Annotated in this window: 23 protein-coding genes and 1 tRNA gene; 9 read left to right on the top strand and 15 right to left on the bottom strand. The window is 67.3% G+C overall.

What is annotated here, in order from left to right; all coding sequences use genetic code 11:
• The first annotated feature begins 44 nt into the window (after positions 1–44).
• The 6 genes from ED208_RS09950 to ED208_RS09925 are packed head-to-tail and all read left to right on the top strand — an operon-like array spanning position 45 to position 7892.
• Positions 45–557, top strand: a complete 513-nt coding sequence (locus ED208_RS09950; protein WP_123211752.1) for a GspH/FimT family pseudopilin — start codon at positions 45–47, stop codon at positions 555–557.
• Complete coding sequence (pilV, locus tag ED208_RS09945; RefSeq protein WP_123211751.1) at positions 548–1192, top strand: type IV pilus modification protein PilV; 645 nt, start codon at positions 548–550, stop codon at positions 1190–1192. The genes ED208_RS09950 and pilV overlap by 10 nt, the downstream gene beginning before the upstream one ends.
• Positions 1183–2274, top strand: a complete 1092-nt coding sequence (locus tag ED208_RS09940) for a PilW family protein (RefSeq protein WP_123211750.1) — start codon at positions 1183–1185, stop codon at positions 2272–2274. The genes pilV and ED208_RS09940 overlap by 10 nt, the downstream gene beginning before the upstream one ends.
• On the top strand, positions 2271–2828 hold the full coding sequence (locus ED208_RS09935) for a PilX N-terminal domain-containing pilus assembly protein (RefSeq protein WP_123211749.1): 558 nt from the start codon (positions 2271–2273) through the stop codon (positions 2826–2828). Before ED208_RS09940 ends, ED208_RS09935 begins: the two co-directional genes overlap by 4 nt.
• Complete coding sequence (locus ED208_RS09930; RefSeq protein WP_148044725.1) at positions 2821–7371, top strand: pilus assembly protein; 4551 nt, start codon at positions 2821–2823, stop codon at positions 7369–7371. The genes ED208_RS09935 and ED208_RS09930 overlap by 8 nt, the downstream gene beginning before the upstream one ends.
• Positions 7372–7406: 35 nt before the next feature.
• Positions 7407–7892, top strand: a complete 486-nt coding sequence (locus ED208_RS09925; protein ID WP_158608499.1) for a type IV pilin protein — start codon at positions 7407–7409, stop codon at positions 7890–7892.
• 19 nt (positions 7893–7911) lie between these two features.
• Here ED208_RS09925 and ispH read toward each other — a convergent pair whose 3' ends face one another.
• From ispH to murJ, 5 genes are all read right to left on the bottom strand, one after another.
• The gene (gene ispH, locus ED208_RS09920; protein WP_123211746.1) at positions 7912–8868 is read right to left on the bottom strand and encodes a 4-hydroxy-3-methylbut-2-enyl diphosphate reductase; all 957 of its coding nucleotides are present in this window, start codon (positions 8866–8868) and stop codon (positions 7912–7914) included.
• A gap of 2 nt (positions 8869–8870) precedes the next feature.
• Positions 8871–9353, bottom strand: a complete 483-nt coding sequence (lspA, locus tag ED208_RS09915; RefSeq protein ID WP_123211745.1) for a signal peptidase II — start codon at positions 9351–9353, stop codon at positions 8871–8873.
• Positions 9354–9370: 17 nt separating this feature from the next.
• Positions 9371–12079: an isoleucine--tRNA ligase gene (ileS, locus tag ED208_RS09910; protein ID WP_366512221.1), complete on the bottom strand. Its 2709-nt coding sequence runs from the start codon at positions 12077–12079 to the stop codon at positions 9371–9373.
• A gap of 71 nt (positions 12080–12150) precedes the next feature.
• Entirely contained in the window at positions 12151–13110 is a 960-nt protein-coding gene (locus ED208_RS09905; protein WP_123211743.1) for a bifunctional riboflavin kinase/FAD synthetase, read from the bottom strand.
• 36 nt (positions 13111–13146) lie between these two features.
• On the bottom strand, positions 13147–14739 hold the full coding sequence (gene murJ, locus ED208_RS09900; protein WP_123211742.1) for a murein biosynthesis integral membrane protein MurJ: 1593 nt from the start codon (positions 14737–14739) through the stop codon (positions 13147–13149).
• A 158-nt stretch (positions 14740–14897) separates the two neighbouring features.
• Here murJ and rpsT point away from each other — a divergent pair, with 158 nt between their 5' ends.
• The gene (gene rpsT / locus ED208_RS09895) at positions 14898–15161 is read left to right on the top strand and encodes a 30S ribosomal protein S20 (protein ID WP_123211741.1); all 264 of its coding nucleotides are present in this window, start codon (positions 14898–14900) and stop codon (positions 15159–15161) included.
• Between the two features lie 97 nt (positions 15162–15258).
• Here the strand turns inward: rpsT and proB are convergent, their stop codons facing one another.
• The 4 genes from proB to rplU form a co-directional block, all read right to left on the bottom strand.
• A complete protein-coding gene (gene proB, locus ED208_RS09890; RefSeq protein ID WP_123211740.1) occupies positions 15259–16380 on the bottom strand; it encodes a glutamate 5-kinase in 1122 nt (373 codons plus the stop codon).
• The gene (gene cgtA, locus ED208_RS09885) at positions 16355–17419 is read right to left on the bottom strand and encodes an Obg family GTPase CgtA (RefSeq protein ID WP_123211739.1); all 1065 of its coding nucleotides are present in this window, start codon (positions 17417–17419) and stop codon (positions 16355–16357) included. Before cgtA ends, proB begins: the two co-directional genes overlap by 26 nt.
• 80 nt (positions 17420–17499) lie before the next feature.
• The gene (rpmA, locus tag ED208_RS09880) at positions 17500–17757 is read right to left on the bottom strand and encodes a 50S ribosomal protein L27 (protein ID WP_123211738.1); all 258 of its coding nucleotides are present in this window, start codon (positions 17755–17757) and stop codon (positions 17500–17502) included.
• Between the two features lie 38 nt (positions 17758–17795).
• A complete protein-coding gene (rplU, locus tag ED208_RS09875) occupies positions 17796–18110 on the bottom strand; it encodes a 50S ribosomal protein L21 (protein WP_123211737.1) in 315 nt (104 codons plus the stop codon).
• Between the two features lie 164 nt (positions 18111–18274).
• Here rplU and ED208_RS09870 point away from each other — a divergent pair, with 164 nt between their 5' ends.
• Together ED208_RS09870 and ED208_RS09865 are read left to right on the top strand one after the other, a co-directional pair.
• Positions 18275–19255, top strand: coding sequence for a polyprenyl synthetase family protein (locus tag ED208_RS09870; RefSeq protein WP_123211736.1), 981 nt, complete (start codon positions 18275–18277; stop codon positions 19253–19255).
• A 4-nt stretch (positions 19256–19259) separates the two neighbouring features.
• Positions 19260–19336: transfer RNA gene (locus tag ED208_RS09865), tRNA-Pro, on the top strand.
• 142 nt (positions 19337–19478) lie between these two features.
• Here the strand turns inward: ED208_RS09865 and ED208_RS09860 are convergent.
• The 6 genes from ED208_RS09860 to prpF form a co-directional block, all read right to left on the bottom strand.
• Positions 19479–20072 (bottom strand): YdbL family probable chaperone protein, encoded by a 594-nt coding sequence (locus ED208_RS09860; protein ID WP_123211735.1) that lies wholly within the window; start codon positions 20070–20072, stop codon positions 19479–19481.
• A gap of 61 nt (positions 20073–20133) precedes the next feature.
• Positions 20134–22143: a translocation/assembly module TamB domain-containing protein gene (locus ED208_RS09855; protein WP_123211734.1), complete on the bottom strand. Its 2010-nt coding sequence runs from the start codon at positions 22141–22143 to the stop codon at positions 20134–20136.
• A 51-nt stretch (positions 22144–22194) separates the two neighbouring features.
• Entirely contained in the window at positions 22195–22377 is a 183-nt protein-coding gene (locus tag ED208_RS09850) for a hypothetical protein (protein ID WP_123211733.1), read from the bottom strand.
• Positions 22374–24209 (bottom strand): ferrous iron transporter B, encoded by a 1836-nt coding sequence (gene feoB / locus ED208_RS09845; protein ID WP_123211732.1) that lies wholly within the window; start codon positions 24207–24209, stop codon positions 22374–22376. Before feoB ends, ED208_RS09850 begins: the two co-directional genes overlap by 4 nt.
• On the bottom strand, positions 24206–24484 hold the full coding sequence (locus ED208_RS09840; RefSeq protein WP_123211731.1) for a FeoA family protein: 279 nt from the start codon (positions 24482–24484) through the stop codon (positions 24206–24208). The genes feoB and ED208_RS09840 overlap by 4 nt, the downstream gene beginning before the upstream one ends.
• A gap of 100 nt (positions 24485–24584) precedes the next feature.
• A complete protein-coding gene (gene prpF / locus ED208_RS09835; RefSeq protein WP_123211730.1) occupies positions 24585–25778 on the bottom strand; it encodes a 2-methylaconitate cis-trans isomerase PrpF in 1194 nt (397 codons plus the stop codon).
• Positions 25779–25786 lie beyond the last annotated feature (8 nt).

Below are 25786 nucleotides of genomic sequence, written 5' to 3'. Positions count from 1 at the left end.
TAAAGTGCCCACAACGGGGGCGCAAGGACGATAACGGCGAACGCATGAAAGGACGCGGCAACGGCTTTACCTTGCTGGAACTGCTGGTCGTGCTGGCCATCGCCGGTCTGCTGACCGGCATGGCGCTGCCCAGCTTCCGCGAGTTCCTGGTCAGTGCCGCCCGGCGCGAGGCCTCCACCGGGCTCTATATCAGCCTCAACCGCGCGCGCTCGGAAGCCATCGCCCGCAACCGCACGGTCAAGCTCTGCGCCCGCGACCTCGCGGCCAGCACCCCAAAGTGTGCCGGCACCGGCAACTGGCTCAACGGCTGGATCACCTACGTCGATCTGGACGGTGGCGGCATCGAGGCAATCACCGTGCAGCGGCCGGTCTCGGACCAGCTGCGCCTGCAGCAGGCACCCAGCGGCAGCATCGCCTTCGATTCCGGCGGCCGGGCGACAGCGGAGGCACAGTTCTCGATCTGCGCGCCACAAGGCGCCCGGGACCGCCGGGCCCGGCTGGTGCGCCTGAGCCGCAGCGGCGGCATCAGCCTGGAAGAGTCCGAGACATGCAGCTGAGCCCAGGCCGCCGTCTGCGCGGCTACACCCTGATCGAGGTGCTGATCACGGTGTTCATCATCGCGGTCGGCCTGTTGTCGGCCGCCGCCCTGCAGGCGATGTCCAAGAAGGCCGCCTTCGACGCCATCCAGCGTGGCAGCGCCAACATCCTGGCTCAGGATCTGGTCGAGCGTCTGCGCGGCAACGCCGGCAACCTGGCCAGCTACGCCCCCAACGGCACGGTGACGGTCAGCGCCGACGCCCTGCCTGCCGAGCAGACCTGCACGGCGGACGCCCCCTGCACCGGCCCGCAGCTCGCGGCCTTCGATCTCTGGCAGTGGTGGCAGAGCCTGGACGGTGCCAGCGAGCGGATCGTCGAAGGCAGCGGCAGCACCGCCAGCCGCAGCAATGCCGGCGGCCTGCGCTCGCCCACCGGTTGCATCCTGCGCAGCGCCGGCAGCTGCCAGGCCACCATCGCGGTCGCCTGGCGCGGCATGACCCGCATCCGCCAGGGCGACAGCGACCACGCCGACGACCCGACCAACAACAGCTGTGGCCAGACCCGCGCCGACTACGAGTGGAACAGCGGCGACCAGACCAGCTACCGCCGGGTGCTGGTGCTCCAGGTCAACCTTGGAGCCGGCCCATGCCCCTGAGCCGCAGCCTGCCCCCGTCGCGCCAGCGCCAGAGCGGCTTGACCCTGGTGGAGCTGCTGATCGCCGTCACCCTCGGCCTGATCGCGCTGGCGGTGATGATCGGCGTGTTCATCGCCAACAGTCAGAACTACCGCCAGAACGACGCCATCACCGCCCTGCAGGACAACGCCCGCTTTGCGATGGACAACCTGTCCCGCGATCTGGCGATGGCCGGCTACTGGGGCGGCGTCCGGCCACCGGATGCGGCGCGCGACCTGCTGGTTTCCAGCGCGGCGGCGGCGGCCGTCCGCGCCAATGACTGCGGCCCATCGGCGGCGGCCAGCGATAGCCGCTGGCTGCTGGAGCCCTCGCTGCCGCTGGAGTTCCGCAACCATCTCGACGCCGCCAGCCTGGCCAGCCGCTTCCGCTGCCTGACGGCGGTGCAGGCCAACACCGATGTACTGATGGTGCGAAGGGTCTCGGGCGCCTCGGCAATCGCGCTCGACCAACCCACCGCCACCAGCCTGTCGCTGACGGCTGGCCGCTACTACGTAAAGACCAACCAGAGCAGCGGCGCGCTGTTCCGCGCCGCCAGCGCCAGCGTCAACCTGGGAGATCCGAGCGACTGCCCCGCCAGCGACAGTGGCGTCTCCGGCGGCTGTCCGCCGCAGGAACAGCCAGTGCAGGTGTACGCCTACGTGCCGCGCATCTACTTCGTGCACGACGTCAGCGGCGACATCAAGGTGCCTACCCTGTGCCGCTACGTGCTCAACGACCAGGGTACGACGCCGCGCATGGAGCAGGAGTGTCTGGCCTACGGCGTCGAGAACCTGCAGATCGAATGGGGCATCGACAGCGACGGCGACGATCTGGTCGACCGCTACCTCGCCGCACCCACTGCTGCCGAGCTCTTGCTGGCGCGCAGCGCGCGCATCCATCTGCTGGTGCGGGCCAGCGAGCAGCGGGTGCAGTCCAGCGATGCGTTGAAGGAGTACGTACTCGCCGACTACCGTTCCGCCGACGATGCCACCTTCACCACCACCGGGGTGCTGCGACGCGCCTTCACCACCACCGTGCAGCTCAAGAACCTGGTGTCGCGATGAACCGCCCCCTCCCCGCCCAACCCCTGGAGCGCGGCGCGGCCCTCGCGGTGGCGCTGGTCCTGCTGGTGGTGCTGACCCTGCTGGGGATCGCGGCGGTGCGCAGCACCCAGACCCAGCTGCGGCTGGCTAGCAACGCCGAGAGCCGTACCAATGCCGTCCAGGCCGCCGAATCCCTGCTGGAAACCGTCGCCAGCAACAGCAGCAACACGCCGGTGGACTACAACCCGGATTTCCGCAGCTGCTACCTGCCCACCGGCGGCGCCGCAGCGGCGCTGTTCAGCTGCGCATCGGCCGACAACAAGATCCCGCTCGACAGCAGCAACAGCAGCGCCGACGCCCTCGCTTACGGCTATGCCGAAGTGCGCCGCGTACTGCCGCTGTTCGTGTCGGTCAACGTCATGCGCGAGGCGCAGACCAGCGCGCGGCAGTACGATTTTGCCCGCTACTCGATCACCGGCGGCATTGATCGCTCCGCCGAGGGCCGTAGCGCCGCCGAAGTCGTGGAGTCGGTGCTGATCCTACACAGCAAGCCAGCCGGGGTGACCTATGAATAAGCGCTCCCGCAGTGGTTCCCGGCTGTTGCGCCAGTTGCGCCTGGGACTGGGCAGCGCCCTGCTGGCGCTCATCGTCGGCATCAGCAATCTGGCGCGCGCCGACGACATCGACATCTACGCCAATCAAACGGTGCCGAGCAACCAGGCGCCGCTAACCGTGCTGGTGCTCGATCTCAACCTGCTCAATCTCAACTCGCTGGTGTGCAGCAATGTGCTGCTGTCCAACGAGCCGGACTGCATCGCCCTGCGCCAGCTGCTGACCTTCCAGCAGCTGTTCAACATCCTCGGCGTGCCGCTGCCACTGCTGCTGGGCCTGGACCCGCTCGGCCTGCTGGGCGATCTGGGCAATACCACGCTGTCGATCCTCGACAACGCACCGCCGCTGATCCAGGTACTGCTGGGCAATGTGGTCGGCGTGCTGATCGGCACCATCAATGCCACGCTCAGCTCGGTGCTCGGGCCGCTGAATCCGCTCAACCTCGCCAACAATCCGGCGCTGGCGCTGTTCGTGGCGCTCCAGTCGGTGCTGGAGCCGCTGCTCAACACCCGGGTGGCGCTGATGCTGTTCCACGGCAACCAGGGCCCGCTTGGCGGCCCCTGTGCCTTCGCCGATCTCGCCAGCCTGCCCGGCGAACGGCAGACCACCCCCGGTTGCAGCAACGGCGCCTATTTCTTCCTCGGCCTGATCAATCTGGTCAATGTCACCGACCTGCTCACCAAGCTGGTGCCACAGGTGCTCAACGTCGTCGGCAATCTGCTGACCGGCGGCGCCACCTCGGGCAATCTGATCTCCGGCGCGCCCTACCAGACTAAGGAAGCCTATGTGGAGCTGGCGCGCTATCTGCGCGGCGACCGCATCTTCAATGCGCCGCTGAGCGCCAACGACAACCTGCTCAACGGCCTGCTGGTGCGCGACACCGGCCTGGAAACCACCGACAGCGCCGGCTACAAGGCCTACAAGGGCGCGCTCAAGGATTACCCCAAGGCCTGCACCATCAACATGCTGCACGTGCAGCTGACCGCGCCCGACAAGCAGGACGATTCCGACGCCGACCTCAAGCGTCTGTTCCCGCTCGCCGACCGCAACGGCGATGGCCAGCTGAGCCTGGCGGAGGTGGTCGACTCCGCCGCCACCGACGGCTTCATCTACGGCAACGCCGGCGACCGCCGCAAGATCAATTCCTACTTCCTGGTGCAGGACAGCATCGGCAACCTCGCCGACCTCAGCGCGCTCAAGAACCTGGGCTACAACGTCACCACCTACACCAACCTGCTGGGTCTCGCCGGGCGCGGCCAGGGCATCGCCGGCTCGGTGGTCAATCAGGTGCTGAGTATCGACGCCTCACTGCTATCGACCAGTGTGAGCAGCAGCTCGACCAGCGCCACCGGTCTCGCCGAGGGCGCCTACGTAGCCGAGTTCCGCCCGAATCCGGACAAGAAGCCGACCTGGGCCGGCAACCTCAAGCGGCTGCGGCTGAAGACCGATGGCAGCGGCCAGTTCAAGTACTACGACGCCAATGGCCAGCTCGCCTTCGCCAGCGACGGCCGTCTCCAGAACAGCGCGCTAAGCTACTGGACCGACCCCAGCAAGCTGGGCGGCCGGGCCACCGACGGACGGGTCACCACGCTGGGTGGCGCCGGTCAGAAGATCCCCGGCTACCAGTTCAATGGCGGTGGCAGTCCAGGCCGCAGCAATGGCGCCGTCAGCAGCAATACCGCGCGCCGGCTGTTCTACGACTCCTATGCCTCGCCGAGCGCAGGCAACAAATTCTCGCTCGCGGCACTGCATCCGGACGACGCGGCGGTACGCACCGAGCTGGCCAGCGCCACCGGCGCCGAGGCCTATACCTCGCCAGTCTCGCTGTGCCAGTCGGTGTGCAACAGCAACGCCAACCTGTGCAGCAGCCTGTGCTCCACCAACCAGAGCAGCTGCAACAGTCTCTGCAACAGCAACCAGGGCAGCTGCGACCTCAACTGCAGTACCAGCCAGAGCCTCTGCAACAGCAACGCCACCAGCGCCCGCAATCTCTGCAACAGCAACGCCAGCACCGCGCTGGGGCTCTGCCAGCTCAACAACAACATCGCGCTCTGCCAGACCAATGCCAACACCGCGCTGGGACTCTGCAAGCTGCCGTACGACACCAACCTGAGCCTGTGCACCACCGCCGCCAACACCGCCAAGTCCACCTGCACCTTGCCGCACGACACCGCGCTGAGCCTGTGCCAGACCAATGCCGGTCTCGGCCTGACTCTCTGCAATGTTGGCTGTCTGCTGGGCAACAGTTCCTGCCTTGCCGCCTGCGCAACCACCTACAACAACAACATGGCGGCCTGCACCACCACCTACAACAACAACACCGCCGGCTGTAACGCCACCTACAACAACAGCATCACCAGCTGCAACAACAGCTACAACAGCGGTATCGCCGGCTGCACCAGCACCTACAACAACAGCCTGGCCGCCTGCACCACCAACTACAACGCCTGCACCACCACCTACAACAACAGCCTCGCTAGCTGCACCAGCACCTACAACAACGCCGCCGCCCAGTGCAGCAGCAACTACAGCAGTTGCAGCAGCGGCTGCAGCAGCACCGCCAGTAGCTGTACCAATAGCTGCAGCAGCAACGCCAGCAGCTGCGCCAGCAACTGCAGCAACACGCTCAATGCCTGCACGCTGTCCTGCGGCACCAGCAGCAGCCGCAGCGTCGATACCGTCACCCGCGAGCTGCTGCTCTACGCACGCGGCTATGACGTCGGCACCCAGACCGCGCCCAAGGGCAGCGGCCCAGGAACTTCGCCCAGCAATGCCGGCATCAGCGGCCGACCCTGGCTGATGGGCCCGCTGCTGCACTCGCGGCCGCTGGCGGTCAACTACGGCAAGCGCGGCGGCGGCAGCAGCGACGACATCCGGGTGCTGTTCGGCTCCGGCGACGGCTATCTGCGCATGGTGCGCGACGACACCGGCATCGAGAGCTGGGGCTTCATGCCACAGGCGGTGATGAGTCAGCTCAAGCTGCTGCGCGAGAACCAGGCCGGCGCCAACCTGCCCTACGGCGTCGACGGCTCGCCGGTGGTGCTGATCCGCGACCGGGCCGCCAGCAGCGGTGGCAAGCTCGGCACCATCGGCGACAACAGCGAGGACCGGGTGCTGCTGTTCTTCGGCCTGCGGCGCGGTGGCAGCCAGTACTACGCCATGGACATCACCGACCCGGATGCGCCGGCGGCAGACAGCAATCCCTGCAACGGCGGCGGCGGCGCGCGCCTGCTCTGGTCGATCGGCCCCGAGGGACTGCGCCGCGCCTGCACCAGCGGCATCGTCGCCGGCACCGAGTCGCAGTACGCGGAGCTGGGCCTGGCCTATTCCACGCCGCAGCTCGGACGCATGCGGATCGACGCCGACGGCAACCCGGCCACCACCGGCGATGTGGTGTCGAAATCGGTGCTGATCTTCGGCGGCGGCTACAACGGCGGCCGCAACAGTGCGGGCACCAAGATCGGCAAGGACCTCAACAATTCCCGCAACAGCGTCGCCAGCGAGCGGGTCGGCAAGGACGATGGCAACGCCAGCAGCGCGCGTGGCAACGCGTTGTTCATCGTCGACGCCGAAACCGGCGCCCTGCTCTGGCGCGCCGGCCGCGCCGACAGCGTCGGCTACACGGCGGGCAGCCTGCGCTACGGGCACCCCCTGCTGGTGGACAGCATCCCGAGCGACGTCACCGCGCTCGACACCAACAACGACGGCTACATCGACCGTCTCTACGTTGGCGACACTGGCGGCCGACTGTGGCGCGCCGATTTCCCGGGCGCCGACCGCAGCGCCTGGACGCTGACCCCGCTGGCCAGCGTCGGTCGTCACGCCGAGAGCAGTCCGAGCCTGGCGAGCGACCGCCGCATCTTCGGTGCCCCCGACTACGTGCCGGTGCGCAACCGCCAGAGCGGCGGCAGCGACTACGACGTGGTGCTGTTCGCCACCGGCGACCGCGAAGACCCGCTCAACACCACCACCCAGAACTGGTTCTACGCCTACCGCGACACCGACGTGGTCAGCGGCAAGACCAGCGACGAGATCAAGACCCAGGAGTCGCAGCTGAGCGGCGCACGCCACAGCGCCTTCACCGACCAGACCAACGCCTGCGCCAGCCAGAGCGCCTCCAGCAGCAGCTGCCGTGATCTCGATCTGCTGAGCCCAGGCTATCGCTTCCAGCTTGGCAGCTCGGGCGAGAAGGCGTTCTCCGCACCGCTAACCATCGGCGGCGTCACCAGCTTCTCGACCTACGTGCCGCCGCAGCCCGACGACGCCAGCTGCGTGCCGCTGGAAGGCAGCGGCCGGCTGTACAACATCGCCCTGCGCAATTCCAAGCCGAAGCCAGCCATCAACCAGCTGGGAACCGACCGCGCCAGCCTGCTGCCGGCCGGCGGCCTGCCCGGAGAGCTGACTGCCGTCAGCAACTCGACCCAGGCGGTGAGCGGCGAACTGCAACAGCAGGCGGTACCGCCGCGCTTGCGCGCCTCCTGGCGCGAACGGCTCGGCGAGAACTGATCACAGCCCCCCAAATGCCCACGAACAGGACCGCCATGCGCCGCTCCCGAGGTTTCAGCCTGACCGAACTCCTGATCGCCTTCGCGGTGCTCGGCATCCTCACCGCCATCGCCCTGCCCAGCTACCGTGGCTATGTGGAGCGCACCAACCGCACGGTCGCCAAGACCGCGCTCAGCGAGATCGCCAGCCGGCAGGAAAGCTATGCCACCGACCACAAGGGCTATGCCAGCAGCCTGGCCGCGCTCGGCTACAACTCCAGCGGCAGCACCTATCTGAACTCGCAAGGCAGCATCAGCGCCAGCAGCACCGGCGCGCTGTACACGCTGAGCCTGACGGCCCTGCCAACTTCGGGGGGACTCGGAAACTGCTCGGCGCTGACTGGAACTCCGAATGCCCGCAGCTATGCGATCCGCGCCGTGCCCTACGCCAGCCGCATCGACCAGACCTGCGGCACCCTGTGCATCGGCTCCAACGGCGACCGCGGCGCCACCGGCGGCGCCGACAGCTGCTGGCAGCGCTAATCGCGCTACGGAGGCGTACTCAGGCGGCGGTTTTCCGCACCGCGCGGCGCAGTGCCGGCGGCAGTGAAAACACGATGTGCTCTTCGCGGCCCTCCAGTTCGCTGGCGGTCTTGCCGCCCAGCTCGCGGAGGCGCTCCACCACCTGCTGGACCAGGATCTCCGGCGCGCTGGCACCGGCGGTAACACCAACCCGGGTCTTGTCGCTGACCCAGGCCGGGTCGATGTCGCCGGCGCCGTCGATCAGATAGGCCGGCGTGCCCATCAGCTCCGAAAGCTCGCGCAGGCGGTTGGAGTTGGAGGAATTCTTCGAGCCCACCACCAGCAGCGCGTCACACTGCGCGGCCAGCTGCTTCACCGCATCCTGGCGATTGGTGGTGGCGTAGCAGATGTCGTCCTTGCGCGGCCCGAGGATCAGCGGGAAACGCTGGCGCAGGGCGTCGATGACCTTGGCGGTGTCGTCCATCGACAGCGTGGTCTGGGTGACATAGGCCATGTGCGCCGGATTGTTCACCGACAGGCGCTGCACGTCTTCGGGCGTCTCCACCAGGTAGATCGCCCCGCCCAGGCTGACATCGAACTGGCCCATGGTGCCCTCGACCTCCGGGTGCCCTTCGTGGCCGATCAGCACCACCTCGCGCTTCTCGCGGGCGTAGCGCTTCACTTCGATATGCACCTTGGTCACCAGCGGGCAGGTGGCGTCGAATACCGTCAGGCCACGCTGGCGGGCGCGCTCGACCACGGACCGGGCCACTCCGTGGGCGGAGAAAATGCACGTCGCCCCTTCCGGAATCTCGTCCACTTCCTCGACGAACACCGCGCCCTTGGCGCGCAGGTTCTCGACCACGAAGCGGTTGTGCACCACCTCGTGCCGCACATAGATCGGCGCGCCGAGACTGTCGAGCGCGCGCTCGACGATCTCGATGGCGCGGTCGACACCGGCGCAGAAGCCGCGCGGATTGGCGAGCAGGATGTCCATGCCTACAGCTCCTTGCGCGGCCCGCCGCGTTTCCATTCCAGCAGCATTTCCAGAATCAGGAAGCCGGCACCGACCGAGATCGCCATGTCGGCGACATTGAAGGCAGCGAAGTGCCAGCTGCCCCAGTAGAAGTCGAGAAAATCGGTGACATGGCCCAGACGCACGCGGTCGATGACGTTGCCGATGGCACCGCCGAGGATCAGACAGAGCCCGATGGCGGTCAGCGTCTCGCCGCGCGGGTGCTTGCGCAGCCAGGCGAGGATGCCAGCGCTGACCGCCGCCGCGAGGCCGATGAAGGCCAGCGACGGCGCCTGGTTGAACATCGAGAACGCCGCACCAGTGTTGCGCAGGTGCACGATGTTGAAGTGCGGAATCACTGGAATGACGCCGTAGTGGGCCAGGTTGGCCTCGATCCACCACTTGCTGAGCTGGTCCAGGAAGATGACCAGGGCCGAGAGCCCAAGCCAGGCGGCGTTGTTGCGCATGGGGATGGTCACTCCGCTCAGAACCAGCGCCGGGTTTCGCCCGGACCTTCGATATTGGACACGCAGCGGCCGCAGATGGTCTCGTGGCCGGGGTGCTGGCCGACGTCTTCGCGGTAGTGCCAGCAGCGGTCGCACTTGCCATGCGTGGATGGCCGCGCCAGCACCTTCAAGGCACCGCCACTCCCCGGCTCAACACGCACCGCTGAGGTCTGCAACCAGAAGCGCAGTTCCGGCTCCACTTGCCGCAAGGCTTCCAGGCTCGTGCCTTCCGTTTGCACGACGACCTCGGCCTGCAAGGAGGCGCCGATGGTGCCAGCGATGCGCAGGCCTTCCAGCTCTTTGCGCACGGCATCGCGGGCGGCCAGCAGGCCGGACCAATCCAGCTCGGCCACGCTTACCGCCGGGAAGCTCCACCACCCCTGCGCAAACACACTCTGCGAGCGGTCTCCCGGCAGCAGGCGCCAGATCTCATCGGCGGTGAACGAGAGAATCGGCGCGATCCAGCGCACCAGGCCCTCGGCGATATGCCAGAGCGCGGTCTGCGCCGAGCGGCGCGCCAGCGACTTCTCCGGCAGCGTATAGAGTCGGTCCTTGAGCAGGTCGAGATAGAGCCCGCCCAGATCGTTGACGCAGTAGTTGTGCAAGGCGTGGTAGACGCGGTGGAACTCGCGGTCGCCGTAGGCCGACTTCAGCTCGGCCTGCACGCGCGCCGCCTCGCTGATCGCCCAGCGATCCACCGCCACCATCTCGGCCGGGGCCACGGCATCGGTGGCCGGATCGAAACCGTGCAGACTGCCGAGCAGATAGCGCGCAGTGTTGCGGATACGCCGGTAGGCATCGGCGGTGCGCTTCAGAAGGTTGTCGGAGATCGCGATCTCGCCGGAGTAGTCGGCGCTGGACACCCACAGTCGCAGCACGTCGGCACCGAGGGTGCTGATCACCTTCTGCGGCGCCACCACATTGCCCAGCGACTTGCTCATCTTGCGGCCCTGCTCGTCCACCGTGAACCCGTGGGTGAGCACGCTCTTGTAGGGCGCCTTGTCGTCGGTGGCGACGCGGGTGAGCAGCGAGCTATGGAACCAGCCGCGATGCTGGTCGGAGCCTTCGAGATAGATGTCGGCCTTGTCCGGCGTGGATTGGCCGTTGGCGACAAAGCTGGCCGGGAACACCACGCCGGAGTCGAACCAGACATCGAGTGTGTCGCTGCCCTTCTCGTAGGCAGCCTCATCGACGCCCCAGTCTGCGGGACTGCTGCCGAACCAGGCTTCCAGGCCGCGCTCCTGCACAGCATCGGCGACGCGCAGCAGCAGGGCCGGCGTGTCCGGATGCAGGGTCTGGGTCTCGCGATGCACGAACACCGCCAGTGGCACGCCCCAGTAGCGCTGGCGGGAGATGCACCAGTCGGGCCGGTCGCGGATCATGCCGGCGATACGGTCCTCGCCCCAACCAGGAATCCATTGGGTGGCGGCGATCTCCGACAAGGCCTGCGCGCGCAGGCCTTCCTTGTCCATGCTGATGAACCACTGCGGCGTCGCGCGGAAAATCAGCGGCGTCTTGTGGCGCCAGCAGTGCGGATAGCTGTGCGTGATCGTCGCCTTGTGCAACAGCGCGCCGCTGGCCTCCAGAGCCGCGAGGATGGGCTCCTCGGCCTTGCGTGCATGCAGGCCGGCCACCAGCGGCGTGCCGGCGATGAACACGCCATTGCTGCCCACCGGATTATCGACCGGAAGACCATAGAGCTTGCCGACGCCGTAGTCCTCGACGCCGTGCGCCGGCGCGGTGTGAACCAGGCCGGTGCCGGCGTCCAGGGTGACGTGTTCGCCGCAGATGATCGGCACGACGCGCTCGGCGAAGGGATGCTGGGCCTTCGCGCCTTCCAGCGCCTTGCCCTTTGCCGTCGCCAATATCTGGCCCTCACCGCCCAGGCGCTTGCACACGCCTTCGACCAGGCCGGCGGCCAGCACCAGCTTGCGGGCGCCGAGCTGCACGAGGGCGTAGTCGAGTTCGGCGTTGACGCTGATCGCCTGGTTGGCAGGTAGCGTCCAGGGCGTGGTGGTCCAGATCACGAAGCCGGCGCCGCCAGCATCGACGCCGCCGAAGCGGGCGCCGAGGTCGGCGCCGTCCACCGCCACGAAGGCGACGTCGATGGCGGAGGACTGCTTGTCCTGATACTCCACCTCGGCCTCGGCCAGCGAGGAGCCGCAATCCAGACACCAGTGCACCGGCTTGAAGCCGCGCACCACATGGCCGCGCGCGCAGATGCGCGACAGCACCCGCAACTGCTCGGCCTCGAAGCCGGGCTGCATGGTGAGATAGGGCCGCTCCCAGTCGCCGAGAATGCCCAGGCGCTTGAAGTCCACGCGCTGGCGCTCGACCTGCTCGGCGGCGTACTCGCGGCACTTGGCGCGGAACTCGGCGGCGGAAAGCTTCTCGCCGACCTTGCCGAACTTCTTCTCGACCTGGAGTTCGATCGGCAGGCCGTGGCAGTCCCAGCCCGGCACGAACGGCGCCTGGTAGCCATCGAGGCGCGCGGCCTTGACCACCATGTCCTTGAGCACCTTGTTGACCGCATGGCCGATGTGGATGTCGCCATTGGCGTAGGGCGGGCCATCGACGAAGCGGAACTCCGGCTTGCCCTCGCCTGCCTGCATCACCGCCGCATAGGTCTGCTCGGCCTCCCAGCGCGCCAGCATCTCCGGTTCGCGCTTGGCGAGGTTGGCCTGCATCGGGAAATCCGTCTGCGGCAGGTGGATGCTGTCTTTGTACTTGTTTGAATCGTCGGCCACGGCAAGCTCAGCTAGTAGGCGGGTTCTTCGGGGAACCGGCTCGCGGTGGCGAAACCGGCTTTGGCGTCCTCGGCATCGAGGTGCATCTGGGTCTTGAGGGCATCGAGACTAGCGAAGCGCAGCTCCGGCCGCAGGTAGCGCTGGAACTCGACGCTCAGCAGACGGCCGTAGATGTCGCCCGGCTGGCCGAACAGATGGGTTTCCAGCAGGCAGCGCTTCAGGCCCAGGGTCGGCCGCACACCCAGACTGGCGACTCCGGTCCAGTGCGTCTCGGAGCCCGCGAGTCGCACGCGCACCGCGTAGACACCCAGGGGCAGCGGCGGCGGCCGGCGCAGGGCGAGATTGGCGGTGGGCATGTCCAGTTGGCGACCCAGCTTGAGGCCGTGACGCACCGGGCCGCTGATCGCGTAGGGCCGCCCCAACAGCTCGGCCGCCTCGTCCAGCCTGGCGTCGGCCAGCAGGCCGCGCAGCGCGGTGGAGCTGCAACGGCAGCCGCTGACGTGCAGGGTGTCGAGTTGCTCGGCGCGGTAACCCAGGCTCTGCCCGAGGTTTTGCAGCAGCGCGAAATCACCGCTGCGGCGGGCGCCGAAGCGGAAGTCGTCGCCGACCACCAGCGCCCGTGTGCCCAGCGCCTCGACGATCACCTCACGGACAAAGGCTTCCGCCGAGAGCGCCGCCAGCCGGCGGTCGAAACGGACGATCAGAACCCGCTGCACGCCCTGCGCGGCGAGGGCCGTGAGCTTGTCGCGCAGGGTCAGCACCCGTGGCGGCGCATCGGCCGGGGCGAAATACTCGCGCGGAGTCGGCTCGAACACCAGCACGGTGCTGGGCAGGCCCAGCTCGGCGGAGTGCTCGCGCAGACGACTCAGCAGCGCCTGGTGCCCCCGATGCACGCCGTCGTAGTTGCCGATGGACAGCACCGAGCCCCGGTGAGACCGGTTCAGGTTGTGCAGTCCGCGGATCAGCTCCATGACAGGCCACTCGAAAAGGGTGGCAATTTTAGCCGCTTAGCCGCGCCGGGGCCGTAGGTCACGCGGCCGCAGGCCGAGCGCGATCAAGACGCCGAAATAGGCCAGCATCGCGGCGACGATGACCAGCAGCAGGCGCAGGCCACGATGGGCGGCGTCCAGGCTCAGCCACAGCTCGATGGGACCGGCGAAGTACCAGACCACTGCGGCCATCGCCGCCGTCGCCGCCGCGATGCGCAGCGCGAAGCCCAGCCAGCCGGCACCCGGCGTGTAGATGCCGTCGCGGCGCAGGCGGCGGTACAGCAGGCCGGCATTGACCCAGGCGGTCAGCGTCGTCGAGATCGCCAGGCCGACGTGCGCGGCCGGCAGCGGGCGGACGTTGTCGAGCAGGAACACGCCGAGGCTGAAGGCCATGCCGACGATCAGCGCGATGATCGCGAAACGCACCGGCAGCCTGGTCTCCTGGCGGGCGTAGAAGCCCGGCACCAGCACCTTGATCAGCGAGAAGCCCATGAAGCCGGCGCCGTAGGCCCAGAGCGCATAGGTGGTCATGCGCACATCCTCGGCGCCGAAGCGGCCGTGGCCGTAGATGCTGGCGACCAGCGGGCCGGCCAGCAGCAGCATGCCGGCCGCCGCCGGCAGACCGATGATCAGGATGGTGCGCAGGCCCCAGTCCAGCGTCGATGAAAACTGCCGGCCCTGGGCGACCGCGTGCTGGGCAGAGAGCGTCGGCAGGATAGCGGTGCCGACGGCGATGCTGAAGATGCCGAGTGGGAACTCCATCAGCCGGTTGGCGTAGTACAGCCAGCTCACCGAGCCGTCGCCAAAATGCGTGGAAAGATTGGAGTTGATGAGCAGGCTGACCTGGGCAATGGAGGAGCCGATCAGCACCGGCACCATCAGCTCGACGATGTGGCGCACCCGACCGTCGCGCCAGCCCCAGCGCGGCCGTGGCAGCAGGCGCAGCTTCCACAGCGAGGGCAACTGGAAGGCGAATTGCAGCACGCCGGCCAGGAACACCGCATAGGCCAGCACCTGCACCGAGCCGCCATCGACGAAGGCACTGCCGATCAGGCAGAGGTTGAGGATCACCGGCGTGAACGCCGGCACCGCGAAGCGCCCGTAGGCGTTGAGCACGCCGCCGGCCATCGAGGTCAGCGAGATGAACATCAGGTAGGGAAAGGTCCAGCGCAGCAGTTCGCCGGCCAGGGCCTGCTTGACCGGCTCGGCGGCGAAGCCGGAGGCGAACAGCCAGACCAGCACCGGGGCTGCCAGACAGCCGATCAGGGTGATCAGGCTCAGCACCCCGCCCAGAGTGCCGCCGACCACGGCGACCAAATCGCGGGCGGCGGCGTGGTTCTGGGTGGTCTTGGTCTCGGTGAAGACCGGCACGAATGCCTGGGAGAAGGCGCCCTCGGCGAACATCCGGCGACCGAAGTTGGGGATTTGCAGGGCGACCAGGAAGGCGTCCATCGCCGCGCCGGCGCCGAAGGCGGTGGCGAGCATGATCTCGCGCACGAAGCCGAGTACCCGCGACAACAGGGTCATCGCCCCGACGATGCTGGTGGAGCGCCCCAAAGAGGCGGCGCTCTTGGCAACAGGCCCTGGCCCTGGGGTTTCAAGTTCAGACATGGTGCGGCGAACCGGGGAGACGACAGGCGGTGGGCGACATTGACAGGGCAACCGTTGACAGACTAGGGATCGCACAACATACTTTGCGCCCTTTTTTCCACGATTCTAATCGCTTCGCACCGTCCACAGGACGCGAACGATCTTCAGGAGCTTGACCCTTGGCCAATATCGCCTCTGCCAAAAAGCGCGCCCGCCAGTCCGAGAACAACCGCGCCCGCAACACCGCGCAGCGTTCCATGGTGCGCACCACGATCAAGAAGGTCGTGAAGGCCGTCGCTGCCAAGGACAAGGCCGGCGCCGTCGCCGCCTACGCCGAGATGGTGCCGGTGCTCGACCGCTACGCCAACCGTGGCCTGATCCACAAGAACAAGGCCGCTCGCCACAAGAGCCGCCTGCAGGCGCACATCCTCGCGCTGGCCTAAGACGCCACCGCAGCGCAAAACGCCGGCCTAGTGCCGGCGTTTTTGTTTGTGCGCGATCCAGCGATCTCGGGCCCAGCGCGCTGGGCCTCGCCCTGATTCAGACCAGGATCAGATTGTCGCGATGCACCAGCTCCGGCTCGGCGAGCACGCCCAGGCGGGTCAGCACTTCCTCGCTCTTGGCGCCGAGAATCTTGCCCGCCTCGCCAGCGCCGTAGTTGGAGAGACCACGGGCGATCTCGCGCCCTTCCGGGTCGAGGCAGGACACCAGATCGCCGCGCTCGAACTCGCCCTCGATGCGACGTACACCGACCGGCAGCAGGCTCTTGCCCTGCTCCCGCACCACCCGTGCCGCGCCGGCATCGAGGTGCAAGCGGCCGCGTACCTGCATCTGCCCGGCGATCCAGCGCTTGCGCGCCGCCATCGGTGCTTCCGCCGGCTTCAGCAGCGTGCCCAGGGCCTCGCCACGGGCAATGCGCAGCAGCGCGTCCGGCTCACGGCCGTGGGCGATTACCGTGGCACCACCGCTGCGCGCGGCGGTGTAGGCGGCATTGAGCTTGGTGCGCATGCCGCCACGCCCGAGCACACCCTTGCTGTCGCCGGCCATGCCGACCAGACGGGCATCGGCGAGATCGGCCTCCGACACCAGCTTGGCGTCCGGATTGCTGCGCGGATCGCTATCGAACAGGCCGTCCTGGTCGGTGAGGATCACCAGCAAGTCGGCCTGGATCAGATTGACGGTAAGCGCACCCAGGGTGTCGTTGTCGCCCAGGCGGATCTCGTCGGTAGAGACGGTGTCGTTTTCGTTGACCACCGGCACCACGCCGAAATCCAGCAGAGTGTTGAAGGTGCCACGGGCGTTGAGATAACGGCCACGGTCGGCGACATCTTCGTGGGTCAGCAGGATCTGCGCCGCGCGCAGGCCGTGCTTCTCGAACTCGGCTTCATAGGCGCGCACCAGCCCCATCTGCCCCACTGCCGCCGTGGCTTGCAGCTCGTGCAGCAGCGCCGGCCGCTTCTTGAGGCCCAGCCGCGCCATGCCCTCGGCCACCGCGCCGGAGGAAACCAGGACGATCTGCCGGCCCTCGGCCCGCAGCGCCGCGATCTGCGCACACCAGTCGGCGATGGCGACACGATCCAAGCCCTGCCCCTTGGCAGTGACCAGGGAGCTGCCAACCTTGATGACCCAGCGACGGCTATTCGGGAGTGTCTGACGATTCATCGGATTCGTTCGCCGCCGCAGCCTGGGCGGCACGGTTGGACTCCACCCACTGCATGGCGGCCTCGCACAGCTCGGCGACGCCCGCCCGGGTGGCGGCGGAAATGACGAAATGGCGGCCCTTGAAACGCAGGCGGCGCAGGCTTTTCTTCACCAGCGCGTCGAGTTCCTCAGGCGCTAGGGTGTCGGCCTTGTTGAACACCAGCCACTGCTCGCGCTCGTCCAGCGCCTCACCGAATTCCTTCAGTTCCGCACGGATGGTCTTGATATGACTGACGATGTCGCCGCCGTCCGGCGGATTGACATCGACCAGATGCAGCAGCAAGCGGGTGCGCTGAAGATGCTTGAGAAAACGGATGCCCAGACCGGCACCGCTGGCGGCCCCTTCGATCAACCCCGGAATATCCATCATCACAAAGCTGCGGCCCAGGCCACAACTGACCACGCCCGGCTGCGGATAGAGCGTGGTGAAGGGGTAATCGGCGATCTTGGGACGTGCCGCCGAGGCCGAGGACAGCAAGGTCGACTTGCCGGCATTGGGCAGGCCCAACAGGCCAACGTCGCCCATCAGCGACAGCTCCAGCGCCAGCTCGCGCTGCTCGCCGGGCGAGCCAGGGGTGGACTGCCGGGGCGAGCGATTGATCGACGACTTGAAACGGGTATTGCCCAGCCCGTGGAAGCCGCCCTGCGCCAGCTTGACCCGCTGGCCGTCGCGCGTCAGCTCGCCGATCAACTCCTGGGTTTCGACATCGACAATGCGGGTGCCGAGCGGCATCGGAATCTCGAGATCTTCCCCACCCGCGCCACGGCAGTTGGCGCTGGAGCCGTTCTCGCCGCGCTTGGCCTTGAAGCTGCGGGTGAAGCGGAAGTCCGCCAGGGTATTGAGATTGATGTCTGCGACCGCGTGAATGCTGCCGCCATCACCGCCGTCACCACCATCCGGGCCGCCGAACGGAATCGCCTTCTCGCGCCGGAAGCTGACGCAGCCGTTGCCGCCGTCGCCGGCTTGAACGTGAATGGTGGCTTCGTCAACGAACTTCATGGGAGCACTCTAAAGGGCGGCGCGACTGCGGGCATGAAAAAGCCCCGTCGAACGGGGCTTTTTCAGCGCAGAGCGAAGCCTTAGGCCGCCACGATATCGACGTGGGTCTTGCCCTTGGCGCCGCGCGCCTTGAACTGGACCTTGCCATCGGTGAGGGCGAAGATCGTGTGATCCTTGCCGATGCCGACGTTGACGCCCGGCTTAAACTGCGTGCCGCGCTGGCGGATGATGATGTTGCCGGCGATGACCGCTTCGCCACCAAACTTCTTCACGCCGAGACGCTTGGACTCGGAATCACGACCGTTGCGGGTAGAACCGCCTGCCTTCTTATGTGCCATGACGAATACTCCTGATGCTTGTTCGGGGAGAGGCGGCCTTAGGCGCCGACGATCTCGGTGATCTTCACCGCCGTGTAGTTCTGGCGATGACCCTGTTCCTTGTGATAGTGCTTGCGGCGGCGGTGCTTGATGATGCGGATCTTGTCACCGCGACCGTGGGCGACGATCTCCGCCTTCACGGTGGCGCCAGCCACGGTCGGAGCGCCGACCTTGATGGCTTCGCCATTGGCCACGAGCAGCACCTGGTCGAAGGAAAAGACGCTGCCGACGTCGGCAACCAGACTCTCAACCTTCAGCTGTTCGCCAGGGGCAACTTTGTACTGTTTGCCACCGGTCTTGATCACGGCATACATCGTGGATACTCCGAGCACTGGCCAGCCCCGCAGGGACGGCCGTTTTGAAAGAGGGCGGATTCTAGTGACAAGTCCCCGCCCGGTCAAGCAATTTTCAGATTGACGCACCTCGTTCCGCCCACCTAGCATCCGCGCCGTTTGCCAGACCGCTGAGCCTGCCCAGAATGGACCTGAAAACCCTGCTGCACCCGGTCTCGGACGACCTGCTACGCGTCAATGAGGTCATCCGCCAAAAGCTCGCCTCGCAAGTCGCCTTGATCAACGACATCGGCGGTCACATTATCCAGGCGGGGGGCAAACGGCTGCGGCCCACCACCACCCTGCTGGCCGCCGGAGCAGCCGGCGGTGTTAACGACCGGGCACGCACCCTGGCAGCGGTGATCGAGTTCATCCACACCGCCACCCTGCTGCACGACGACGTGGTCGATCACACCGACCTGCGCCGCGGCCGGGTCACCGCCAACGCCCAATGGAGCAACTCGGCGGCGGTCCTGTCCGGCGACTTCCTGTACTCGCGCGCCTTTCAGATGATGGTCGACGTCGGCGAACTGGCAGTGATGCGCGTGATGGCCGACACCACCAACGCCATCGCCGAAGGCGAGGTGTTGCAATTGCTGAATGCCCGCGACCCCGATGTCGACGAGGCGCGCTACTTCCGGGTCATCGAACTGAAGACCGCAGTCCTGTTCCGCGCCACCTGCCAACTCGGCGCCATCGCAGCCGGGGCCGATACGGCAACACAGTCCGCGCTGGCCGAATACGGCTTGCAACTGGGTATCGCCTACCAACTGGCCGACGACGTGCTCGATTTCGAGGGCGATCCGAAGGAAAGCGGCAAGGCGGTGGGTAACGACCTGATCGAAGGCAAACCGACGCTGCCGCTGATCCAGGTACTGAAGCACGGCGATGCCGAGACCGTCTCCCGTCTGCGGCAGGTGCTGCGCAGCGGCGAGATCGCCGACCTCGACGCCACCCTCGCCGAGGTGCGCAAAGCCATTGAATCGACAGGGGCGATCCCGTACACTCGCGCCCTCGCTGAACGGCATGCCGCTTCAGCCAAAGCGTCTGTCGGCGGTCTTCCCGAGTCCCCCTACAAAACAGCGCTGTTGCAGCTGGCGGATTTCGCCGTCGGCCGCAAACATTGAGGCACGGGGCGTAGCTCAGCTTGGTAGAGCGCTTGCTTCGGGAGCAAGAGGTCGCAGGTTCGAATCCTGTCGCCCCGACCAATTTTTCCCGCTAATCCGAACAGAATCCGACGTCGTTAGTTCCGGCGAGGCTTCGCTCGTGCAACGCGGTCCCCACTAGGCGGTCGCGGCACCAGCACGGCTGGCGCCGGCCGGGTGCCAGCGCCAATGCCTGGTCGCGACGCTACTTCTGCTTCCAGCCGCCAGCGTCCTGATACCACCAGCCCGTGGCGGCCTTGGCGACCCAGCGCTGGGCGAACACGCTCTGAATCTGCCCCTCCCACTGCGGCTGGCCGTTGGCGACAGCGATCTCGTGGTAGAGCGCCTTGCGGTCGCTGTTTTCGTCGGCGAGCAGCGCCTTCACGACATTGCGTTGCGCCAGAGGTACCGCGCTGGGATCACGCAGGGCGACATATCCGTCACCGGTGAGGCCCACTGCGCCGGAATCCAGATGCGACTTCAGGCTGGCATAGCGCGCTTCCAGTGCCGCCTTCACCCGCTGCACCTCGGGCGAGCTGATCTCGATGTTGGGCTGCTGCGCCTGCGCCGGCGGCACCAGGAAATCGAGCAGGGCCAGCGCGGCACGGGCGCCCAGACTGGACTGCGGCATCGGCGTTGCCGCCCCGGCCGGCTTGGCGCCGGGCTGCTTCCAGACGTCCTCGATGATGCGATCAGCCGCTTTCTCGGCAGCGGCAGCGGGAAAGTAGACGTTGATGGTGACGCAGGCGCTCAGCAGGAACGCAAGGCTGAGGAATGAGACGGGCGCAGTGCGGGACATGGCAGCTCTCCGAGGAATCACCGCCGCAGTATAGGTCTGGTGGCGATACCCAGACTGAACCTCACTTCAGCTGCGGCCCGCTGGAAGCCTGCAGCGCCTTGAGCTGCTCGATGACCTGGTTCCAGGACACCCGCTGCGAGTAGCCCACCACGTCGATCCTCGGCAGCCAGCGGCCCTGGACCAGATAGTAGGCCTGCTGACCGTCTTTCGATTTCGCCGGGGCGATGCCATCCATCTGGCAGACACCGTCGCGCAGCACGCAACTGATTCCGAGCTGGGCGTAGGCAAAGTCCTCGAACAGGCTGAGCGCACCGCGCGAGAGCAGGCCGGTTGGGCCGCCGCCGATGGAAGAGATATTGTCGATGGCGCGCTGCGAGATGCGGCGCCGGGACCGGTCTCCGGGCGTGGAGTACAGCCGTGCGTCGAAGGCCACCGGGCTCCAGTTCAGCAGGCGCAGCCCCTTGACCTCGCCGTCCAGGCGCCCGGTGATGCGGCCGAAGGAGAACGCGCCGGTGAGCCGCTCGAGATCAATGTCGCGCAGCTCCACATCGGCCGTCACTCGCGGCAGCACGCCGAACGGCTGGATGGCGCGCAGATTGTCGAGGCGCAGCCGGCCATCGAACGCCTGCGCTTCCAGTGCGCCGTCGACGGTCCAGACCTCGTCACGCACCGACAGACCGGGCAACTGACCGCCCAGCCTGCCGCCAAACTCCGGCCAACCCAGCGCCTTGCACAAGGCGGCCAGATTGATCGGCTCGATAGCGGCCTTGAAGTCGGCGCCGAAGCGGGCGCTGCCCAGCTCACGCAGCGCCAGGGTCTCGACCCGCAGCGCCCCTTCGAGCAAGGGCTGCCGCCAGGGCGCCAGCAGTTCAAAGCTCTTGCCCTGGGCGCGGAAGCGGATCACCGAAGCCGCCAGCGGCAGTTTTTGCACCGCCCCTCCCGCCCAGTGCAGCGTGGAGGCCACCGCCTCGGTGGCCGACCAGGCGAGGTCGCCCGAGATCTGCTCCAGCGCAAGCCCGAGCTTTTCCGCCGTGAAGCTCACTCCCTCAAGCTGCGCCCGCAGCTCGGCCGGAGCACCGTCGCGTATCGAGAGGCTGGCGTCGCCGCGACCGCTGGCGGTCAGGCCGTCGCCGATAGTGCCGATCAGCAGGGGCTGCAGATAGGTGGCCACCAGCGGTACCAGATCCTGCGCGTGCAGGCGCGCCTCCAGTTGCAGCGGCTTGAAATCCGGGCCGAGGCTGCCGCTCAGCTCGATGCTGCCGGCGCTGCCCGGAACCAGCCGCAACTGTTCGACAAGCCAGGCCTGATCGCGCTGGCGCAGACGCGCATCGGCTTGCAGCGGCAGCGCGGAAAAGTCGAAGAACAGCGGCTCCAGATAGGCCTGCCCACCGCGCGTCTGCAAGGCCAGCTGCCAGCGGCGGTCACCAGCGTCGAAGCGCAGCTGCGCTTCGGCAGATAGCTTTTCGCTGGCATAGCGCCCGCTGGGTTCCTCATAGTTGAGTTCGTGAACGACTAGGGTGGTCGCAATCCGTAGCGGCTCCGCCAGCTCGGCATCCAGATGCAGATCGACCTTGCCCGACAGCTCGCCGGGAATCACCAGCTGGAAGGCTGCAGCCAGCTTCTGCAACTCGGCCGCCGACTGCCCTGGCAAATCCAGCCACGCCCGCAGTGCGGATCCCGACTGACTGAGCTGCAGATGCAGGCCGCGATGAGGCACGCGCAGCTCCGCCTGCCAGTGCTCTGCGCTCTGGTAGCGGGCGCTGAGCTGGCCCTGGAGAGATCCCCAGCCCGGCACCCAGACCGCGAAACTGGCCTTGTCGCAACGTGTCGTCGGTCCGGCAACCAGGGCTGGGCAATGCAGACGCAGATTGCGTATGGCGGGACGACCGGCGATGGCGATGCGGTCGATGTCCAGCCGCAGCTGCGAGCCCGGCTGCACCACCAGCCGCAGGCCGGTGGCCCGCCAGGCGGGACTCTCCACCGCCGCGATCCCCAGCGCCAGGTCGGAGCCCTGTACGCTGGGGCAGAGCAGCAGACTGAGGGCCAGCACGACGGCGGAAAACCGCTTCATGACCCGATCATCGCACAAGCACCGGGCGGTCTGGCCGCGCGGCACCGCGCCTCAGCGACCCTTCTTCTCCGGGTCTGGCGCGCAGTTGTTGCAGCCCTCGCAGCCGGCCTTGTCGGTGCCTCGGCCGCGCAGGGCGGTGCGCAGTTGCGGACCAAGCTTGCGCCAGACCACCCGTCCGCTCCAGGCCAGGATTGCCAGCACGATCAGCACTTCCAGCACGTGATAGGCGTTCATGCGAAGGCCAGAGCCAGCCGATAGGTCAGGAAGGACGCCAGGTAGGCCAGCGCGAACAGATAACCGGCGGCAATCGCAACGGTGCGCCAGGACAGGGTTTCCCGACGGATGGCCGCCAGCGTCGAAATGCACTGCGGCGCGAACACATACCAGGCCAGCAGCGACAAGGCGGTCGGCAGGCTCCATTGCGCGGACAGGATCGGGGTGAGCAGCTCGGCAGCGGCATCGTCGGTGGCGGACAGCGCGTAGACCGTCGCTAGCGCACTGACCGCGACTTCGCGGGCAGCCAGACCGGGAATGAGGGCGATGCAGATCTGCCAGTTGAAGCCAATCGGCGCGAACAACCATTGCAGGGCGTGGCCCAGCTGGCCGGCGAAGCTGTAGTCGATCGCGGGAGCGGTGGCGCCTTCCGGCGGCGCCGGGAAGCTCGACAGCGCCCAGAGGATGACGGTCAGGGCCAGGATGATGCCGCCGACACGCTTCAGGAAGATCACCGCCCGCTCCCAGAGGCCAAGCGCGAGGTCGCGAGCATTGGGCAGCCGGTACGAGGGCAGCTCCAGCAGTAGCGAATGCTCCAGCTTGCTGCGCCGCCACCACTTCATCACCGTGGCCACCGCCAGCGCCGAGGCGATACCGGCGGCATAGAGCGCGAATAGCACCAGCCCCTGAAGATTGAACACCCCCCAGACCGTCTGCGCGGGAATGAACGCCGCGATCAGCAAGGCATAGATCGGCAGCCGCGCCGAGCAAGTCATCAGCGGCGCCACCAGGATGGTCGCCAGTCGCTCGCGGGGGTCCTGGATGCTGCGGGTAGCCATGATGCCTGGCACCGCGCAGGCAAAGCTGGACAGCAGCGGAATGAAGGAGCGGCCGGTGAGGCCGGCGCCGACCATGAAGCGGTCCAGCAGGAAGGCGGCACGCGGCAGGTAGCCGCTCTCTTCCAGCGCCAGGATGAACAGGAACAGGATCAGGATCTGCGGCAGGAACACCACCACGCCGCCGATGCCGGCGAGGATGCCGTCCACCAGCAGGCTCTTCAGCACGCCCTCCGGCAGCAGCGCACTGACCCCCTGCCCGGCCCAGCCGACCAGGGCCTCGATGCCCCCCATCAGCGGCTCGGCCCAACTGAACACCGCCTGGAACATCAGGAACATCACCGCCGCGAGGATCGCCAGGCCCCAGACCGGGTGCAGCAGCACGCGATCAATGCGGTCGTCGATCTCGGCGGTGCGACGCGGCATCCGCACCGCGTCGGCGAGCAGGTGATTGACTGCGGCGTGCAGGTCGGTGCCCTCGGGCAGCGGCTTCGGCGGTGGCGGCAGCGCCTGACCCAGACGCTGTACCAGGGCTTGGGTCCCACCACTGCGCACGGCGACGGTCTCGACCACCGGAATCCCGAGGCCGGCCTGCAAACGGTCGCGGTCGATGCGGATGCCACGCTTCTCGGCGAGGTCGGTGCAATTGAGCGCCAGCAGCATCGGCAGGCCGAGCCGCTGCACCTCCAGCACGAAACGCAGGTGCAGGCGCAGATTGGTGGCATCCACCACGCAGACCAGCAGGTCCGGCCTGGGCTCGCCGGCCATGCGGCCGAGGCAGACATCGCGGGTGATCGCCTCGTCCGGGCTGGTCGCGGCCAGGCTGTAGGTGCCGGGCAGGTCGAGGACCTGCACCACCCGGCCATTGCCGTCGGCGAAGCGGCCTTCCTTGCGCTCGACGGTGACGCCGGCGTAATTGGCGACCTTCTGGCGGCTGCCGGTCAGGCGGTTGAACAGGGCTGTCTTGCCGCAGTTGGGATTGCCGACCAGGGCGATACGCAGCGTGGCGGCGCTCATGGCAAGGTCTCCACCTGCACCCGCTCGGCCTCGGCACGGCGCAGCGCGAAGCGGGTGAATCCAACCTGCACCAGCAGCGGATCACCACCCAGCGGCCCTTGCGCCACGACCCGCACCAGTTCGCCGGGCACGAAGCCCAGTTCGCGCAGTCGACGGGCGATCACATCGCCCGGGCGGTGGTCGGCGACCGATAGCACCCGCGCTTCCTGCTGGCGCGGCAGCGTCAGCAGGCTACGGCCATTGGCGAAAGCAGAGCTGTCTTTTGCAATTGTCATTCATTCTCATTATCGGACTTCCCGCCCCGCCCTGTCACCTCGCCGGCGCGGCAAGAAAAAGCCCGGCGCGAGGGCCGGGCTGTTCGCCACCAAGCAGCGTTCAGAAGGCGTCGCCGGGCACCCGCACCCAGCCTTCCATCAACACTCTCGCCGAACGCGACATGATCGCCTTCTTCACTTTCCACTCGCCATTGACCTGCTCGGCTGCCGCGCCCACGCGCAAGGTGCCGGAAGGATGCCCGAAGCGCACCGCCTCGCGGGCGCCACCGCCGGCAGCCAGATTGACCAGGGTGCCGGGGATCGCCGCCGCAGTGCCGATGGCGACGGCGGCGGTGCCCATCATCGCGTGGTGCAGCTTGCCCATCGACAGCGCCCGCACGTTGAGGTCGATATCGCCGGCCTTGACCGGCTTGCCACTGGACGAGAGGTAGTCGGCCGGCGGCGCCACGAAGGCCACTTTCGGCGTGTGCTGGCGCTTGGCGGCTTCGCTGAGGTCCTTGATCAAACCCATGCGCAGCGCTCCGTGGGCGCGAATGGTCTCGAACTTCCTGAGCGCCTCCGGATCGGTGTTGATCGCCTCACGCAGCTCGGTGCCGCTGTAGCCGATCTCGACAGCGTTGATGAACACGGTGGGGATGCCGGCGTTGATCATCGTCGCCTTGAGCGTACCGATGCCTGGCACTTCGAGGTCATCGACCAGATTGCCGGTGGGGAACATCGAACCGCCGCCGTCGCCATCGCCCTCATCGGCGGGGTCGAGGAACTCGATCTGTACCTCGGCGGCCGGGAAGGTCACGCCGTCCAGTTCGAAGTCACCGGTTTCCTGCACGGCGCCATCGCGGATCGGCACATGGGCGATGATGGTCTTGCTGATCTGGGTCTGCCAGATGCGCACGACGCAGACCCCGTTTCGCGGGATGCGCGCGGCATCGACCAGCCCGTTGCTGATCGCGAAGGAGCCGACGGCGGCGGTGAGATTGCCGCAGTTGCCGGACCAGTCCACGAAGGCCTTGTCGATGGACACCTGACCGAAGCGATAGTCGACGTCGTGGTCCGGCTTGCTGCTCTTGGACAGGATCACGGTCTTCGAGGTCGAAGAGGTCGCGCCCCCCATGCCGTCGATCTGCGCGCCGTAGGGGTCGGGCGAACCGATCACCCGTAGCAGGAACCGGTCGCGCGCCTCGCCCGGCGTCTGGCAGCGCTCGGGCAGGTCGGTGAGCTTGAAGAACACGCCTTTCGACGTGCCGCCGCGCATGTAGGTGGCGGGAACCTTGATCTGGGGGAGGTGCGACATCGGGGCCT

This window comes from Stagnimonas aquatica (assembly GCF_003730135.1).
In the GTDB taxonomy this organism is placed as follows: domain Bacteria; phylum Pseudomonadota; class Gammaproteobacteria; order Nevskiales; family Nevskiaceae; genus Stagnimonas; species Stagnimonas aquatica.
The sequence above is the reverse complement of the archived record's forward strand: the minus strand, read 5'-3'. Positions and strand labels throughout refer to the sequence as shown.